The 413-nt window shown below is 51.8% G+C and carries 1 pseudogene; it reads left to right on the top strand.

Annotated features, from left to right (window positions below):
• Positions 1–138: 138 nt before the first annotated feature.
• A pseudogene (locus AC4IFO_RS23110) lies at positions 139–413 on the top strand (bifunctional salicylyl-CoA 5-hydroxylase/oxidoreductase); the annotation flags it as partial.

The raw sequence follows: 413 nt of genomic DNA, 5'->3' as shown, positions 1-413 counted from the left end.
GCTGACCCCGTGTCTGCCCAGACTATTTCCGACGAGTTTAGCCATTGGGACGATATCGATATCCACTTTAACGGCGCCTGCAACCGCAGTGGTGGGCATGGATTTATCGGCATCGGGCGTAAAAAACTGCTCAATATCTTGCAAGACCGCTGCCTTGAGCTGGGTGTGGAGTTGGTGTTTGAAACCCAAGTCACCGACGACCAAGCCATTGCCTGCGAGTACAACGCGGACTTACTGATAGCTTCTGACGGCATTAACAGCGCGGTACGCACCCGCTATGAAACCGTTTTTAAACCGGACATTGACCCGCGCCGTTGCCGTTTTGTTTGGCTAGGTACCAAAAAGATTTTCGACGCCTTTACCTTCCTGTTTGCCGAAAATGAGCACGGTTGGTTCCAAGTTCACGCTTACCA

This window comes from Providencia sp. UF-224 (assembly GCF_058245955.1).
This window is presented reverse-complemented; position numbering and strand designations above follow the sequence as displayed.